Below are 1,311 nucleotides of genomic sequence, written 5' to 3'. Positions count from 1 at the left end.
GCGTCGATCCGGAATCTGGGCGTGGAGAGACTGACCAGCTCAGGCCGCTGATCGGCCGGTTCAGACTGCCATCTCGCCCAGCTCCGACCAGTCGTCCTGATCGACCGTCTGACTGACGATCTTGGGAGTCGCCACGAGGTACTGCGGCAGGTCCCGCTGAGCCTGCTTGAAGTGCGCGGAGCCGACGTGGGCACCGCCCGCGGCACCGTCGCGGAAGGCCTCGACCAGGACGTACTCGGTCGGATCGTCGACGCTGCGCGACCAGTCGAACCAGAGGTTGCCGGGCTCGGCCCGGGTCGCCTCGGTGAACGGGCCGGCGATCCGCGGCCAGTCGTCGGCGTGCTCGGGCTTGATCCGGAACTTCGCGGTGATGAAGATCATCGATGACCCTTCCTGATTGCAATCCGATGCAATGGTTTCGCGGCGGTGAACGGCGTGCTCATGCTGGCGGCATGGGACAGACCGGATTGTTGCAGTCGGTGGAACGGGCGATGCGGGTCCTCGACCACATCGCCGCGGCGCCCGGCCCGGTGCCGGCCAAGTCGGTCGCCAAGGCGCTCGGTCTCGCCCTTCCCACCACGTACCACCTGCTGACGACGCTGGTCAACGGCGGCTACCTGGTTCACCTGGCCGAGGACAAGGCGTACGCCCTCGGGCACCGGGTGGACGACCTGGCCCGGGGCCTGCACCGGCAGATCGCGGTGCCGCCCGAGGTGGGCCGGGTCGCCGAGGTGACCCACAAGGAGGCCGGTGCCGCGGCCTACTACGCCGCGCTGCGCGACACCGAGATGATCGTCGCGCACGTCGCCGAGTGCCACCTGCACCCCCGCATCCGCACCCTGGACGTCGGCTTCCACCAGGCGCCGCACGCCACCGCCTTCGGCAAGCTGATGCTGGCCCGCCTCGAACCGGCCGACGCCGCGGACGTGCTGGAGCACACCGGGACGCCGCCGATCACCGCGGGCACGGTCACCGACCGGCGGCTGCTGCGCCGGCAGCTCGACCAGGTCCGGTCCACCGGGCTGGCGGTCGAGGTGGACGAGTTCCAGGCGGGCCTGAGCTGCATGGCGGCCCCGGTGAACGACGCGGCGGGCCGGTTCGTCGGCTCGGTGGCGATCTCGATGCCGACGGCGGCGCTGCGGCAGAACCGCTGGTGCGTCGAGAGGGCGGTGCGGCTGGGCGCGGTGCGCGCGACGCGGGCGGTGGCGCTGGCAGGCGCGGCGCGCCGCGGTTGACGATCCGGGTACGAAGGACACACACTCCCGCCTCCTCGGCGGCCCGACCGCAACGCAAGGCCGTCCCCGCCGCCGG

At 71.9% G+C, this 1,311-nt stretch carries 2 protein-coding genes; one reads left to right on the top strand and one right to left on the bottom strand.

Features of this window, described 5'->3' with window-relative positions; translation table 11 throughout:
* Window positions 1-60: 60 nt before the first annotated feature.
* A complete protein-coding gene (locus AB0M20_RS44065; protein WP_364307509.1) occupies window positions 61-381 on the bottom strand; it encodes a putative quinol monooxygenase in 321 nt (106 codons plus the stop codon).
* A gap of 71 nt (window positions 382-452) precedes the next feature.
* On the opposite strand from AB0M20_RS44065, the gene AB0M20_RS44060 reads away from it, so the two are divergent.
* Entirely contained in the window at window positions 453-1,235 is a 783-nt protein-coding gene (locus AB0M20_RS44060; protein WP_364307507.1) for an IclR family transcriptional regulator, read from the top strand.
* Window positions 1,236-1,311: the final 76 nt, after the last annotated feature.

This window comes from Actinoplanes sp. NPDC051633 (assembly GCF_040681735.1).
Classification (GTDB): domain Bacteria; phylum Actinomycetota; class Actinomycetes; order Mycobacteriales; family Micromonosporaceae; genus Actinoplanes.
Note: the sequence above shows the minus strand (reverse complement) of the source record. Positions and strands in the feature narration are given on the sequence as shown.